Here is a 15,742-nt window from a genome sequence, read left to right as displayed (position 1 = left end):
AAACTTTATATATGCCTTAATTTAAAGTATTAATTGGAGTTGAAATTACTAACTCAAAAATTAACCTGTGGTGGTGAGAAAAACACCATTCAAATAAAAGCATGAATTCTCATGCTTTTATTATTCTCCCTTTATGTTTTTATAATATATTTTTTTGCTGACCGTTCATCTCATGTGCAGCAATCATAGATGACTTAAGCACGGCTCCTGGTGCATTACGGATGAGGAATCCCTGGTTTTCAATTCATTTTTTTAAAAAAACCATTATTTATCCTTTTACAATTGTTTTAAGATGCAAGCAAGCACTTGCAGTCGAAAAACTTTATATATGTGCCTGTTTATAGTATTAATTGGAGTTAAAAATTACTTTGACTCAAAGAGAACATTATGTGGTGGTGAGAAAAACACCTATATGCAAAGCATGGTGGTGGGCCATGCTTTTATTTTCCTCCTTTTTACTTTTTTTTAACTGCATTGATGATGATTGATTTGCTGTTTAGGCATTTTATAAAATCCAGGCCTTAGGCTTCTTGAAATTGTTGTTATTTAAAAGGATTTGAGTTTTGCACATGATTTTTTATTGTTTCCTGCATATTTTACATCTAGGATTCTATTTTGTTAATAATTTATATTGTTTTAATAACAATATTGTAATAACGGTGATAATATGGAAAAGAGTCATAAGATAATTATTGTAGGATTGATTATTGTCATCATAGCATTGGTTGCAGGACTGGCCTATATGCTTACGGGCAATAATCTGTCAATTGGAAACGGATCGGTTCCAGAAGGGATGAAGATGTATGATTTCAATTCCGAATTCAAGATGGCCGTTCCGGAAAACAGTAAATTTTTAAAGCAGTGGAATAAAATGGAAGATTCTATATTTGGTCGAGGATATGCTTATTTTGACGAAAGTAATGCGATACAGATTTCATATTCAAATTCTCCATTAGTTACCCATGAGTTAATAGATACTTTTCTAAAGGCGGGCAATTCATCAGGAAATGCCACATATGATTTTGAGGGGGATTTGATAATTGTTCATAATATTAAGAATAGCGGTAAGGTAGCCGATAATCCTGATGATTCAGAGTTTAAGGAAACAATATTCCTTCAAAAAGGACATATGGTGGTTGGAGTTTCAGGAAACGACTTGGATTTGATGAAGGCAATGGTTAACACAATTGAATTTTACGAGTAGGTGAAATTATGGATAGTAAGTGGATTTGTTTGTTTGTAATATTCTTAGCCGCAGTCATGGCTATGGGAAGTGTGGGAGCAACTGATTTGGAAACTCATGAGTTTGGAGATTATTTTTCAATGAAAATACCTAAAAATGTCCATTTTGAAAAGGATAAGAATATTTCCCATGAAAACGGGATGGATACGATTTTTTTAGAGTATATGAGTGAGGATTTAGATATAAGTTATATAAACAATCCTATAGTTACTGAAAATTCATCTGAATTTTTCTATCAGAGCTTATTTGAATCAATATATCCTGAGTTGGATGAATGCTATGAATATCAGGAAGGAAACCTAACAATTCTTATGCCTAAAAAGATTAATGACATGCATTTTCCTATGGTTGGAACAAGTTCAGGCAACGAAATAGTAATAATCATGGGCAAGGACATTGATATGATTAAGGAAATGGGCAAATCAGTTGATTTCAAATAGTGGGATAGTTAAATATTCCACTATCTTTTTTTATTTTCGAGTTAATTTAAGACGTTCACATTTGTTTTAGTGGTTTGTCATTGAAATTCTAAAAAACAAGTAGATAGGATTATACTTGCATATAACCCTAATTTTAATAGTTAAGATCCCTCGCAAAATGCCCCATAATCCTCACATAATAATTCAACTTCATCGATTTTGTTGATTGCACCAATCCAATCCTTTGGTATTGAGTCATAGCCGTAATATATTCCGGCAAGCCCGCCACAGATTGCAGCGGTGGTGTCTGTGTCATCACCGAAATTAACAGCTTTTAAAACGGCATCCTCATAGTTGTCTGTGTTTAATAGGCAATGGATAACACATTCCAATGACCCGACGACAAATGTCCTTCCACGAACATCATCCAAATCATTGTTAAATATTCTATTGAATTTTTTAAGGTAATGGGAATCCTTATAGTAATCCTTTATTTTATCGCATGCGTATTTGACATGCTCAGCGATTTCCAGGTCGTTTTCAAGCATTGACCTTGCGATTTCAACATATAATACGCATGCAATCCTTGAAATCTCATGGGCATGGGTCAGGGAGGATACATTCTCGACTGTTTCATAATCAATGTCTTTGATGTAAGCCAACGGCAGAATTCTCATTAAAGACCCGTTTCCGTTGTCACGGTCTCCTGTGCCTCCAGATTCTAAGGCGGGAGTTCCGTTGTAATATTTTCGCAATGATTTTCCAGTGGCAATTCCACTGTCAAACTTTCCGTCGTCGCTGTTTGTGTATTCGTCGTCATAGTACCATTTGAGGAACTCCTTCATTATGTCATCGTAGTCGATTCCATTTTTGTTGACTATGCTTGCCATTGTAGCTATTGTCATTGAAGAGTCATCCGACCAGGTTCCTTTAGGCTGCAGGTGGGTTCCGTATTCTCGCATGTCAGTGACTGGGTCAATTTCACGTTCATATTTTCCAGAAAACTCGACTGGGACTCCTAAGGCGTCTCCGACTACTAAACCGATAATTCCATCTTTGACTTTCATGTGGGTAAGTTTATTACTTATAATAATTAATGGTTGTTATTATGTGGGCATTATGAAGTCTTTTTTTATCCATTTTTAATTTTTTTCATGATTTTTCGTTTAATGTTCATTGATATTTTAATTTTTACTAAATTATAGGATATCTTAAAATTTCTCTTTATATAAATATATTATCATGGCAGATAATACCAACACCCAAGAGAGAATAAAAAAAGCAGTTGAACTAAAAGAAAATTTGGAATCAAAATTAGAAAAAGTAAAGGGAACTCCCAGAGAAGAGGAATTCCAATTGCAAATAGACAAGTTGAATGAGCTGATTGTTCATCTTGAAAGCGAGCTTTAAATGAATCGTTTCCTATTTCGCAGGCACTGTTTCGAAGTCCCTCAGGTATTCAGTAGTAACTCCACGAACTTCACTGCGAACACTGTCATGGTTCTTGACGGCAAAGCAGATTCCGTCATACCTGTTTCCGTCCTTTGTCACTGTCACGTTTTTCTGATATGAATATCCGATAGGTATTGCCCTTCCCTGACTTTCGGCATGTCTGTATTCGTCATTGGCGACCTTAACCATATGGTTCCAATCGTCATCCTGGATTTCCCAGGTGTATCCTGCATCCTCGAATTTCTTTGCAGCCACAGGCTCTGCGGATATTGCGGCCATTGCAAGTCCTGCGACAAAGAGGCAAAGCACCATTATAACTATTTTTGTTTTCCCATTCATTTTTTCATCTCCGGATTGAATGTCTCTGTTAATAAGTTATGGACATTATGGTATATGTCTTTTTCAGGACACCTAGTAAAATAATCCTCTTTCGAACTGCGGACTTTGCCAACACCAAATCAAATATTCCGTTCATCAAAAGTGATGCATTACAATAACAATAAGTTTTAATCAATCGAAACTGCAGTTAATTTGTCCCAATCTCTTTTCCGGGCAATTTGCAAAAACAGTATAATCCTATTCAAAATCAAAAAAAGGTACAGATTGTCATTTTCCAAAAGGAAATGGATAAACCTCTCCGCACGTGAAGCTATTCCACTCTGATTCCGTTATAGAGGATGTCCAGAAATTCGGTGGAATAGTCTATTCCATCTTTTTCAACGTTTTCACTGTATATTTTCCATAAAACGAGTGACTGGAATGTTATGCTGTAACAGAGTGTTCCCAATACCCTAGGGTTGACTTTCCTGATTCTGCCCTCATCGATCTGCAGGGTGAAGAACTCCTCGAACTTGTCCAGTATGGTGTCGGTGATCTGCGCAATCAGAAGCTTCTTGTCTGAAACCGCTCTCACGTCCTCGAGAGCCACCTTGATGATGCTGAACTCCGCTTCCGGAAGGTTTGCGAGTTCTATGAAATTGTTTCTCAGGTACTCCTCGGTTTCCTCATCCTCCCTAAAGTCGAAAATCTTGTCCAGCTTGTCAATAAGAATCTGGAAATGGTAGTCCTTTGTAATTTCAACCAGGTTCTGCTTGTTTGTGAACTTTCTAAAGACGGTAACTTCATTAACGCCAGCTTCTGCAGCAATCTTTTTTGTTGTGGCCTTTGAAACACCCTCTTTTTGAATAATGTCGAATGTTGCCCTTACAATCTTTTCCTCGGTGTTGTCAAGTTCAATCTTCATAATAAATAATATCAATTGTTAAACATTTATATTTATCTAAAAATGTTTTTTTGGTGTTAAAAAAAGAAGGTTAAGGAGAGTTTGTCTCCTTATTTGATTTTGATTTTGATGGTCTTGGTTGATTTGTTGTAGTAGGCGTTGCCTTTGAAGGTTACCTTTGCCTTGTAGGTGCCTTTTTTGGTCAGTTTTTTGATTTTAAATGTTGCTTTACCTTTGGCATTTGTTTTTGCCTTGAAAGTCTTTTTGCCTATTTTAATTGTGACTTTTACCTTTTTGACAGCTTTTCCTTTGCTGTTTTTGAGTGTTATTGTGTATTTTTTCTTTTTGTCAGTTTTCTTGAAAGTTTTCTTTTTAGCTGTGATTTTTGTTTTTTCCTTGTTTACTGTAATTTTCACGGTTTTTGCTGTAGATATGTAATTGTCTGTACCAAGGAACTTCACAACAAGGGTTTTCTTTCCAGATTTTGCGGTTTTTAGGATTTTTGCAGTTAACCTGATGCTTGTAACGCCTTTAGCGTTTGTAATTCCATATCCGATGTTTTTGCCGTTCAATATGAATGTTAATTTTTCACCTGAAATTGCATTGCCCTGCGCATCCTTAAGAATGGCGCTGTATGTTCCGTCGTAGTTGATTACATATCCTTTGTCGGATGCGGTTATTGAACTTTCCACGGGAACAGGATTTATGCGGATGGTGGCATTGGCTACTGTTGCGCTGTTCATTCCCATATATGAAGCTCCGATATTATACTCTCCGAAATCATCAAAGGTGTACAATGCCCACCATATTCCGTTGCCGTCGTAGGTTGCATTGATTCTCTCGCCGTTTGGTAGGATGAACTGCATGATACCTTGTATGAGTTCCTGGGTTATGTTTGATTCCGCTGTGATATTTGCTGTTTTTCCCTTGATTGTCATTGGTTTGACCTTTATATGATATACTATGTTTGTTCTTATTCTTTCGGAGCGAGTATAATATGAGTCTTCCTCGTGAAGGACAATGATTATGTAATCGCCTGTGATTTCAGTTTCAATGTTAATGCTGCCATTAATGTCAGTTAGATAAGTCTTATTCAATATGATATGGTCGTTGTCAATCACCTTGACGATTATTTTCTGGCCAGCTTCATTTTGGGATCTGACTGGAATGAATGGTGAGTCTCCGGTGTTTATTGTTCCATTTGCACCCCAATATGTAACATTTAAGACAGTGATATTAACATTGGAATTGATGGCATTAAGAAGGTTATTGTTGCCTATGAAAGTAATTGTGATATTATTCTCCATTTCTGTTATTAGTATGGGGCAATTGGGTTCCGCATTTGCTCTATTGTTTAGGAATATGGAATTCTGAATGGTGATACGTTCTGAATCACTATATATGTTGATTGCAGAACCGGTTTTTGCAATATTTCCTGTAAATGTGCAGTTGTCTGTTTTACCAAAATTCAAAAAGATTGCACCTCCATTTTCGCAAGCTTTGTTGTTGGTGAAATTGGAGTTTGTTGTTTCAAGAACGTTTGATCTGACTGCACCTCCATTTTCGGAAGCTTTGTTGTTGGTGAAATTGCAATTTTCAATTATGCCGTCACCTTCGGTAAAAAATGCACCTCCGTTCTTGGCTGTGTTGTTGGTGAAATTGCAGTTTATTATATTAAGGTCGGTGGCGGAGATTGCACCTCCATTTTCGGAAGCTTTGTTGTTGGTGAAATCGCTGTTTTCAATGCTGCCGATAAAGTTGGCATGTAGTATTACTCCTGCATGAACTGCACCTCCGTTTTTGGATGTGCTGTTTGTGAAACTGCAGTAATTAATGTTGCAGTATATCATGGAGATGGCTCCACCGATGTTGAGAGAGGTGTTATTAGTGAAACAACAATTTTCAACCTTACCGAAGTTTAGGTGGAGGGCTCCTCCATTATCTTCAGCAAGGGTATCAGTAAAATTGCAATTTTCAAAAGTGCCGGTATCATTGCTCAAAACTGCACCTCCCCTGCATGAAGAGGTACTTTTTTCAAAACGGCAATTTTTTGCTTCAATATTATAGCAGTTGATTGTCCCTCCATTTCCTGAAGCCTTGATGTTGGTGAAATTGCAGTTTGTTATCACAAGGGTTCCCTCACAGTTGATTGCTCCTCCATTTCCTGAAGCCTTGATGTTGGTGAAATTGCAGTTTTCAACGATTCCTGAATCGAAAAAGTGGATTGCACCACCTCCATATTTGGAGTTAATATTTTTGAAAATCAGATTTTTAATGGTTATGTTAGTGCCAGTCATATTAAATACTGTGATGTCACTTCCTGCCATGTCGATGGTTGCGCCTCTGCCATCGATGACTCCCTTGTAAACATTGAAGATGATAGTGTCTCCGCTGTCATAAACATACTGCCTGTGTTTTAATTCAATGTTTGGTCCTCCAGTGTTGATTTCATCAGTCAGTTCAGAATATGTGCTGGTATAGGCGTTTAACTCTTGTGGGTCATTATTTGCAATCACAATTTCGTCATTTTCTTGTTTTGTCAAATCTATTGCTGAAGCGTCTTCAGCCAGTTTCGGTTCGTCACTTGCTTCTAGTGTCGAATTCTCACTCAATGCCGTACCATCATCCACGTTACCTGCCCATGCGGCGGACATGAATAGGAATACGGTGAGAATCGCTATGATTATGCTCCTTTTGTATTTCATATCTCTACCCCTTGAAAAATATTTTATAAAAATTGTTCTATAATTTAAAAACAATCTTTGAAGCGATAATCCATTGAATGAAACATCACTTGTTTAAGAATTTGTTAAAAGAGATATAAAAAGATAATTATTGCATTCTGAGAGACCTCAAAATTGGGAGCATATTTCATCCAATTCAATATTTATAATAAATTATGCACGTTAAACATTTATATTTATCTAAAAATGTTTTTTCGGTGTTAAAAAAAGAAGGTTAAGGAGAGTTTGTCTCCTTATTTGATTTTGATTTTGGCGGTCTTGGTTGATTTGTTGTAGTAGGCGTTGCCTTTGAAGGTTATCTTTGCCTTGTAGGTGCCTTTTTTGGTCAGTTTTTTGATTTTGAAGGTCGCCTTACCTTTGGCATTTGTTTTTGCCTTGAAAGTCCTTTTGCCTATCTTTATGGTGACCTGAACCTTTTTGATTCCCTTTGCTTTGCTGTCTTTTAAGGTTATTGCGTATTTTTTGACCTTTGCAGACTTTTTGAACGTTTTCTTTTTGGCGGTTATTTTTGTCTTTTCTTTCTTGACTGTTATCTTGACAGTTGCAGATGAGATGTAGTTTTTGGATTCCAGTTTGATGACCATATTCCTGTTTCCGGATTTGAGATTCTTTAGGACTTTTGCTGTCAGCTTTATGCTTGCAACGCCATTGCCGTTGATGGTTGCTGTTGCAATATTTTTGCCGTTAATGGTGAATGTCACCTTTTCACCGAAGGCTCCTTTAAATGTTGCGGAGTATTTTCCTTCATAGTTGATGACATAACTTGCAGGTTTTGCTGTGATGGCAACATTTTTTTTACTGATAGTAAATCTGACGGTATCGGAAGGTCTTGCGGTTCTTGTGCCGTTATTATACACTACAATGAAGCTGCCGACATATGTTCCGGCATTCAGGTTAGGGATTTCAATTGTCGCATCACCGTTCTTTATTTCTCCGGCGTATGTGTTTGAGTTTATTACAACTGAAATAGTGCCGTTTTCAATAGGACCTGTTGAATAATCATCTATGCGGATTTCAAGGACCACAGTATCGCCATAACTAATGTTTTCAACATCAACGTTCAGTTTCACAACGGAATTAGGTCCTAAATCTTTTGGATCTGTGTTTATTAGTGTGACATTTGCATTTGAGCCAAGATAAATGTTATCTGCTCCTAAACTTGCATGATTGTCTTTAAAGACTGTGTTTTCAATGACGGTAGTACCATTGATTCCAATTGCTCCTCCTTCTTCAGCATTGTTGCCTATAAAGTGGGAATTGCTTATTGTCATGTCTTTTCCAGATATTGCACCTCCGGTTTTTCCACTGTTTGATATGAATTCACATGAATTAACTTCTCCTTTGCTTTCGAAACGTATTGCTCCACTGCTCCAGAAGCAGTTGTTGTTTGTGAATCGGGAATTTTCCACAGTTCCTGTGCCGACGAAATTCACTGCTCCAGTTCCCCATAATTCTGTGTCGTTTGTGAAGTTGCAGCTTTTTATAATTCCACTGCTGCAGAAGTATATTGCTCCGGCGGTATTTGCCATATTGTCTGTTAAGTTGCAGTTTTCTATACTTCCGCTGCTGCAGAAGTATATTGCTCCGGCGGTATTTGCCGTATTGCCTGTGAAGTTGCAGTTTTCTATACTTCCGTTTTGTGTGTATATCGCTCCGCCAACAATTCCTTTATTTTGATAAAATGAGCTATTCTCAATCAGCAGTTTTGTTTGGTTATTTATACAAATTGCTCCACCGTTATGTGCGTGATTTTCTTTGAATTCTGTATTGCTGATTGCAATTTCGTTATCTCCATCGATATCCTGATTGTAAATTGCTCCGCCGTCGCCATCACTATTTTTCATGTAATTGCCTTCAAATTTGCAGTTGTTAATGATTTGGGTTGCATGAGCGCCATTTAGTGCGCCGCCGATTCTTTTCGCTTCATTTTTTTCGAAGGTTGTGTTTTCAAGAATCAATTTGGCACCATTATGAGTGGTTATTGCACCACCAAATCCGGCGTTATTTTTATAGAATGTGGAATTAATAATTATGATTGGATTACTTGATATTAAATATATTGCGCCACCATTATGATCTGCATGATTGTTTGAAAAATTACAATTGATTATGTTGGCATTTTGTGTGTTCTTAATGTATAAAGCGCCACCATTCTCTGCATAACCATTAACAAAGTTCATGTTTTTCAATGTGATATTGTGTTTATCATGTATGTGTAGTAACCTTCCATGGCCGTTTCCATCGAGATAATGGTCGTTACCGTCGATTACAATATTGTTCCTTGTGATAGAAGTCCCTAATTGGTAATCTGGGTTCTCATCAGTATAAACATAGTCCATAATTAGTTTTATGATATGTCCTGGATTTTCATTTATTTCACGTTCCAATACCATTAAGTCGCTCAAAACCCTGATTTCTTTAGGGTTGTTTCTAATTTCGATTCTTTTGTTCGGATATCCGAAGAATATATTATGATTTGAGTCCTTGTTTTCAAAAGTTGTGTTTTCAACAATCAAAAATGATGCGGTATATATTTCTTCTCCATACTTTGAAGAAGTGCGGTTGAATCGGGTATTGTTGATGATGGTTGTTGCGTCATCATTTGACTTGATGTATATTGCTCCTCCATAAACAGTTGCAGTGTTGTTTGTAAATGTTGAGTTGATTACCGCTCCTCCTTTATGGAAATAGATTGCTCCTCCTTCAGTTGAGTTTCCGTTGATGATGTTGATGTTTTTTATAGTAACATTGTTCTCTTTAACTTCAAATACTCTTGCCTGGCCGTTTCCATTGATATAATGGCCGTTTCCATTGATTACAAAATTTTCTTTGCTGGATATAGCAATATTTTCAGTTTCTATTTTAATTCCTGTTTTGAGGAAGCTGTTCTTTCCACTGTAGACGTAGTCCTTGTTCAAGGTTATACTATGTTCTAAACAGTTGTTTATCTCATATTCTAATAACAGGAATTCTCCTAAAACCTTAAGTTCTTGTGTAACGTTTGTTATTTTTATTTTATTCGCAGGATATTCTTGATATATGTTATGATTTTTAGAATCCTCATCGAATTGGCTTTCAGTGATAGTCAAGTCTGCGGCAGTGGAGATTTCATTGCCGTATGTTGCTGTATTTTTTTTAAAGTTACAATTTTCTATTGTTTTTTCCTTGCCGTTTATTATGCCGATTGATCCGCCATAATCTGCAATGTTATTTGTGAAGTTGGAGTTAGAGATAGTGCGTTCATGATTATTTTTTGAAATATAAACTGCTCCACCATTGTTTCCTGCAGAATTGTCTGTAAATGTGCATCTATTTATATATGAATCTCCAATATCAAGGGCACCTCCATCACCTTCAGCGGTGTTGTGTGTAAAATGACAGCCAATTACCAGTCCCTCATTTCTGGAGCATACTGCTCCTCCGCTTCCCTGTGCAGAATTGTCTGTGAAATTGCTGGTTTCTATTAACTGCTCATGGGAGTTTTCATGGATGTAAACGGCACCACCGTCACCTTTTGCAGTATTGTTTTTAAATGTTGAATCCTTGACGTTTGACTTTTTGTTGAAATAGATTGCTCCACCATTGTTGTATAGTGCTCTATTGTTTTCAAACACTGATCTTATGACTCTTCCATCATTGGCGAGGTATATTGCTCCCCCATGCTCTGCAATGTTATTTTCAAATGTTGAATTTATAACATATCCCTCTTCAGTAAAGTGGATTGCGCCACCGGAATTTACTGCCCTATTGTTTGAGAAGTGGGAGTTGGTCACGTTCCCTGTCTTTTGGATGTTTATGGCTCCTCCTAAATCATCAGCTATATTGTTTGTGAAGTTGGAGTTTTCAATGATTGCGATATCGTTGAAGTATATTGCTCCTCCATACTCTCCTTTGCAGTCTGTGAAAGTTGAGTTGATTACTGTTCCACTTTTACTGAAGTATATTGCTCCTCCAAATCCGTGAATTGCAGTATTGTTTGCGAATGTGGCATTGATTACAGTTCCTGTGTTGTTGAAGATGATTGCCGCTCCTCCACCATATAAATAATTCCCGTTAATCAGCCTGATGTTCTTTATGGTCACATTGTTTGACTGGACATAAAAGATGTTGGTAAATCCACCTGCGTCAATGGTGTGGCCGCATCCGTCGATTGTGAAATTGTCCTTTGTGATTAGGATCTCATGAGGAATGTCGAAGTTTGGGCTGAACCGGTAGTCTTCACTTAAGGAGAGGATATTTCCTGTACAGTTGTGGATAGCTTCGTTTAATGCCTTGAAGTCAGCACTAAGTAGTCTTTCAGGGGTTACATTGTCAAGTGTCACGATGCTGTTTTCGGTTATATAAAGATTGTATGTATTTCCAAGTGCAGAATTTTCCTTGAAGATTGAGTGTTTGATGTATAGATTATATGGAGAATATATTGCTCCACCAAGGTTTGCATTGTTGGATGTGAAATTGGAATCCTCTATATTTCCATTTTCTTCATAACATATCGCTCCTCCATTTTTTGCATTGTTAGCTGTGAAGTAAGAGGAGGTCACATATACGTTTTGGCGGATGTATAATGATCCTCCGCTTTTTGCTTTGTTTTGTGTGAATTGGGATAGTGTTGTCTCCCCATTCTTGTTGAAATATATCGCACCACCACAATTTTTTGCGGTGTTGTTTGTAAATGTGGATTTGATTTCATTTCCGTCTTCCTTGAAGTATATTGCTCCTCCATTTTCTGCATTGTTGCCGATAAATGTTGATTCGGTTACTGTTCCGGTTTTACTGAAGTATATTGCTCCTCCATTTTCTGCATTGTTGCAGGTAAATGTTGAGTTAATGACTGTTCCTGCTTGGTCGAAGTATATTGCTCCGCCCAGTATTGCGTTTCCGTTGATGAGGTTTAGGTTTTTGATGACAATATTGTTTGAAGTAATGTTGAATAGTCCTGCAATTCCTTTTCCGTCAATGGTGTGTCCGGCCCCATCAATTATGAAGTTGTCTCTTGTAATCTCAATTCCATTTTTATACGTGTCCCCATCGTGTTCGGCATCATAGGCATAGTCTTTATTTAATGTAATATTATTTCCAATGGCGTATGTAATATCATTATCCAAATCGGTAAAGTTACCGATATTGGAATTTTCTTCAGTTAATATATCTATTTCAATCGTATCATTTTCTAGGGTCACAAAATCTGTCTGATTATCATCTGCTGCAGTTACACAAGTCATGCTTAGCAATAAAAAGAAGATTAATGTGGCAAAAACAATCCTTAATCTAATTTTAGTTTCCCCCTATATATTATATAATTAAAGATTGTCTAATGGATTATATAAATTATATATTAAATTCAGTTAAATTTATAAAAAATCGATTATTTCAAACAAGTTCGTAATATTACTAATGATTTTTCACTTATTGTATCAACAAATGAAAATCATTTCATTAAAAAAAGTTTGAGGTTTAGATTATACTAAACCTAGAATTCGTATGATTCGTTTATCTTTCCTGTAATGTCACGGATTTCGGCTGTTGCCTCTTCAAGATGGAAGATTGCAAGTTTATAGCCGGTTTCATCGTTGTAGATTCCCTGAAGGAATTCATTTCCTGCAACGATGCTTTCTCCAAATGCATAGTCCTCTTCAAAGACAGCCTTTCCGTAGTATCTTAGAAAATCGGTTTCCACAAGGGCAACGATTTCAACATAAGGGTTTTCGACCATCTGCTTGTAGACGTCCTTGAAATCCCCAACTCCGAAATAGAGCTTTCCGTCCTTTAGGAGGTGGAATCCAAGAGGCCTGTTTTTAGGCTTGTCTCCGTCAACTGTTGCCAGGAAAAACACTTTCGCTTCGTTTAAAAATTCATCGATTCTTTCTGCTCCTTCCAGTGCCATAGTATCACCTCTGATTTTGTTATATAATATTATATATCATATGTATATATCTATTCTTTGGATTGCACCGGGGGTTTTTCAGGGTTTAAATATATTTACAAGTTCGGATAAATTTAATGTCATGAAGATGAGATGGATATTTGCAGTATGTTTCGTATTTCTCTTTGCCTCACTGGCATGTGTGGCTGCGGCGGACAACGTCACCTTTGACAATTCCACTCAGGAGGAGGTTCTCGGCGAACCGCAGGAAATCGTTGAAGACATCAATGTGACCTTTGACGAGAAGATGTGGCGGGAGAATCTAAGCGACATCCATGTGGAGCTTCCTGAAGAGGCGTCAGGGGAGTTCTGCATTAAGATTGACGATGAGGCAATCCACAACGAAACAATCACGGACCATTCATTCAACGTTTCAATTAAGCTTCCAAAGCCTAAATTCATATATATTGCAAATATTTACCCTCCGATTGATATGAAAACATATAAGGTGTCCGCATTCTACAACGGAATCGATTTGAATATCAACAGGACCCTGAAGGTAATGTCATATCCTCCGGATTATGAGATTTCAAATTTCCCACAGGAGGTCCTTCACAATGAGGAACACCAGGTGATGCTGGTATTCCCGAGATCCGCAACAGGCATGGTGGAAATCTATATCGATGACAGGCTGATTGAAAGAAGCCAGGCCAGGCCGATCATGGCTTGGGAACACGATCCCTTTTCAAATCTGGCCCTGGGGAAGCACACCGCCAGAATAATCTATCTGGGTGATGACTACTACCGTCCGTTCAACAGGACATTCAACTTCACTGTAACCAATGTCAAAATCAGCATTCCAAGGGTTGTAAACATCAGCCACGACGACTGCATATCCGTTGAGGCGATGAGCATGGCTCCCGGAACCGTAAAGGTATATGTTGACGGCAAGCTGGTTAAATCAGAAAAGATATACAACGGAGAATTCATATTTTCCCTGGAGGGGCATGTCAAATACACAAGCCGTGAGGTCAAGGTCTCCTTTGTGGGAAAAAGCTTCTCAAGGAACAAAACCCAATCCATCCGCATGACATATGACTTTGACGCATGGCCGATGGAATTCACATACGGCGACAAGAACATAATCGAGGTCATGCTTCCGGACACATTAAACAACAGGCTTCTTGCAATATCAATCAACGGAACAGAATACCCTTTCAAGCGCCAGGAGAATTCCGGCAACAACATTGTTGAAGTTGATGTTTCAGGGCTTGATGCGGGCAACTATTCCATGCTTGTTTCATTCAAGGGGGATGATACCTTCTACGCCCTGAACAGGACCTACAATTTCACAGTAAACTATGATTTCCACATTCCTGATGAAATCGAATACAGGGACTCATCCAAGATAACCCTGAAGCTGCCGGCCGATGCCGATGGAAACCTTACAGTTTACGTCAACGGCAGTCTCTTCAAGTCAGTGAAACTCTCCAAGGGATATGGGGAAGTCGGAATGGATTCACTTGCACCTGGAATGTATAACCTCTCCGTCAGGTATGACGGCAGTGATTATGCCGTTGGCGAGGCCAATGTTTCCTTCACGGTGCTTCCTAAAATCGACATGGCATATGTCTTCACTGCCGGTGAGGACAAATACGTCACAGTTGAGGTTCCAAAAACCACACGGGGCTATGTAGTGTTCGACATTGACGGCAGGACATATAAGGTCACTATCAGGGACGGAATTGCAAGATGCTCCCTTAAAAACCTCAATGCGGGCGAATATGACATATTCATCGATTATTATGGTGCTGACGGATTCAAGGATCTCTCAAACTGGAGGACCGTAACCGTCAATAAGGCAAAACTCAGCCTTATTTCCGCTGAGGCAACATTCAAGGGCATCAATGTCAAGATGAAGCTTTTAACAAGAAACGGCAAGGCACTGGCATACAAGGATGTCATCATCAAGTTCAACGGCAAGACATATAAACTTAAAACAAATAAGAAAGGTGTTTTGACATTCAAGAAGTCCATGAAGGTCAAAGGCAAAAGGTCCACATTGAAAATCACCTATATGAGTGCAAAGCTCACCAAAAAGCTCAAGGTAAAGCCAATCAGCGTCAAGGCAAGCAAAAGCAAAAAGAAACTCATCGTTAAGGCATTCATCAACAAGAAAATCAAAAACAAAATCATTAAAATCAAGGTCAATTCCAAAAAGTTCACTCTAAGGACAAACAGGAAGGGCATGGTCAAGCTGACCGTCAAAAAGCCTAAGAAAACCGCAACCGTCAAGGTCACATATCTCAAAAGCACTGTCAAGGTCAAAGTCTGATTTTTTTAAATCCAGTGAAAATTTTAAATAATCTCCTTTTTAAATATTTATCCATGAAGATTAAAGATTTGATATTGCTCAGTCTGCTTCTGGCCGTTTTGGTGATGGGTTCGGCCTGTGCGGCAGATGAGGGCGATTCGATAAGCTGCGATAACATGACTGCGGATTCGACTGAATCCCAAAATGACGGTATCGCTTCGGATTTTCAGGATGAACAGGTTCTGAAGGACTCCGGCAGTGAAATAGACATGAGGGTCAGTGATGTTTCACAGAACGTGAGCTATTCCAAATACGCTTCATGCCATGTGGACATATCCAATCAGGATGCCCAGGGAACATTATACGTCTATATAGATGAAATGTCTGAATACTCATACGGATACACGGTTTCAGGTCCGGTCAGCGCCATGTTTCAAAGCGAAAACTACGTTAAGGACTTCGGAACCCATCTTCTCTTTGTAAAG

The 15,742-nt window shown here is 38.0% G+C and carries 11 protein-coding genes; 5 read left to right on the top strand and 6 right to left on the bottom strand.

Annotated elements, in window-relative coordinates; all coding sequences use genetic code 11:
• Positions 1-667: 667 nt before the first annotated feature.
• Positions 668-1,204 carry a hypothetical protein gene (locus E7Z79_RS07260; protein WP_303739297.1) on the top strand — a complete coding sequence of 179 codons (537 nt, stop codon included), beginning with the start codon at positions 668-670 and terminating at the stop codon, positions 1,202-1,204.
• A gap of 8 nt (positions 1,205-1,212) precedes the next feature.
• Positions 1,213-1,683, top strand: coding sequence for a hypothetical protein (locus tag E7Z79_RS07255; protein ID WP_303739296.1), 471 nt, complete (start codon positions 1,213-1,215; stop codon positions 1,681-1,683).
• 140 nt (positions 1,684-1,823) lie between these two features.
• Here E7Z79_RS07255 and E7Z79_RS07250 read toward each other — a convergent pair whose 3' ends face one another.
• Positions 1,824-2,729, bottom strand: coding sequence for an ADP-ribosylglycohydrolase family protein (locus E7Z79_RS07250; protein ID WP_303739295.1), 906 nt, complete (start codon positions 2,727-2,729; stop codon positions 1,824-1,826).
• A gap of 175 nt (positions 2,730-2,904) precedes the next feature.
• Between E7Z79_RS07250 and E7Z79_RS07245 the strand changes: the two genes are divergently transcribed.
• The gene (locus E7Z79_RS07245; protein ID WP_303739294.1) at positions 2,905-3,072 is read left to right on the top strand and encodes a hypothetical protein; all 168 of its coding nucleotides are present in this window, start codon (positions 2,905-2,907) and stop codon (positions 3,070-3,072) included.
• 12 nt (positions 3,073-3,084) lie between these two features.
• Here the strand turns inward: E7Z79_RS07245 and E7Z79_RS07240 are convergent, their stop codons facing one another.
• The 5 genes from E7Z79_RS07240 to E7Z79_RS07220 form a co-directional block, all read right to left on the bottom strand.
• Positions 3,085-3,453: a hypothetical protein gene (locus tag E7Z79_RS07240; RefSeq protein WP_303739293.1), complete on the bottom strand. Its 369-nt coding sequence runs from the start codon at positions 3,451-3,453 to the stop codon at positions 3,085-3,087.
• 310 nt (positions 3,454-3,763) lie between these two features.
• Positions 3,764-4,357: a TetR/AcrR family transcriptional regulator gene (locus tag E7Z79_RS07235; protein ID WP_303739292.1), complete on the bottom strand. Its 594-nt coding sequence runs from the start codon at positions 4,355-4,357 to the stop codon at positions 3,764-3,766.
• Positions 4,358-4,446: 89 nt separating this feature from the next.
• The gene (locus tag E7Z79_RS07230) at positions 4,447-7,041 is read right to left on the bottom strand and encodes a hypothetical protein (protein WP_303739291.1); all 2,595 of its coding nucleotides are present in this window, start codon (positions 7,039-7,041) and stop codon (positions 4,447-4,449) included.
• A gap of 272 nt (positions 7,042-7,313) precedes the next feature.
• Positions 7,314-12,302 carry a right-handed parallel beta-helix repeat-containing protein gene (locus E7Z79_RS07225; protein WP_303739290.1) on the bottom strand — a complete coding sequence of 1,663 codons (4,989 nt, stop codon included), beginning with the start codon at positions 12,300-12,302 and terminating at the stop codon, positions 7,314-7,316.
• Positions 12,303-12,550: 248 nt separating this feature from the next.
• Positions 12,551-12,964: a pyridoxamine 5'-phosphate oxidase family protein gene (locus E7Z79_RS07220; RefSeq protein WP_303739289.1), complete on the bottom strand. Its 414-nt coding sequence runs from the start codon at positions 12,962-12,964 to the stop codon at positions 12,551-12,553.
• 121 nt (positions 12,965-13,085) lie between these two features.
• On the opposite strand from E7Z79_RS07220, the gene E7Z79_RS07215 reads away from it, so the two are divergent.
• Together E7Z79_RS07215 and E7Z79_RS07210 are read left to right on the top strand one after the other, a co-directional pair.
• On the top strand, positions 13,086-15,278 hold the full coding sequence (locus E7Z79_RS07215; protein WP_303739288.1) for an Ig-like domain-containing protein: 2,193 nt from the start codon (positions 13,086-13,088) through the stop codon (positions 15,276-15,278).
• 53 nt (positions 15,279-15,331) lie between these two features.
• The coding region (locus E7Z79_RS07210; RefSeq protein WP_303739287.1) for a hypothetical protein at positions 15,332-15,742 on the top strand (411 nt) is incomplete at its 3' end.

This window comes from Methanobrevibacter thaueri (assembly GCF_015062905.1).
GTDB classification, from domain to species: domain Archaea; phylum Methanobacteriota; class Methanobacteria; order Methanobacteriales; family Methanobacteriaceae; genus Methanocatella; species Methanocatella thaueri_A.
The sequence above is the reverse complement of the archived record's forward strand: the minus strand, read 5'-3'. Positions and strand labels throughout refer to the sequence as shown.